Origin of the sequence: Roseomonas sp. 18066, from assembly GCF_902706185.1 — a bacterium.
Taxonomy (GTDB): Bacteria; Pseudomonadota; Alphaproteobacteria; order Acetobacterales; family Acetobacteraceae; genus Pseudoroseomonas.
Genome location: NZ_CACSJM010000390.1, coordinates 1 through 411 on the forward strand (window position 1 = coordinate 1; position 411 = coordinate 411).

Below are 411 nucleotides of genomic sequence, written 5' to 3' on the forward strand. Positions count from 1 at the left end.
GTCGAGGCGTTCAACGAGATCGGCGGCGTGCCGGTCAAACATATCCGCTATGACAACCTCACCAGTGCCGTCAGGGCCGTGGTGTTCGGTCAGGGGCGGAACCGCCTGGAGAATGACCGGTGGGTGTTGTTTCGCTCGTTCTATGGATTTGATGCCTTTTATTGCCAGCCAGGTCTTGCCGGCGCTCACGAGAAATGCGGGGTCGAGGGCGAGGTGGGCTGGTTCCGCCGCAACCGGCTGACCCCGATGCCCGTGGCGAGGTCCCTTGATGAGCTCAACGACTGGATCCGGAGCCGGGAGGTTCAAGACGATCAGCGGCGGATTGATGGCAGGATCCCACTATCGGCCAAGACTTCGCCGCCGAGCGCCCGTTCCTGGCACCGTTGCCGGCCGACGAGTTCGATCCCGGTC

Annotated in this window: 1 pseudogene; it reads left to right on the top strand. The window is 63.3% G+C overall.

Annotated features, from left to right (window positions below):
- Positions 1–411: pseudogene (locus tag GVN67_RS29375) on the top strand (IS21 family transposase); the annotation flags it as partial.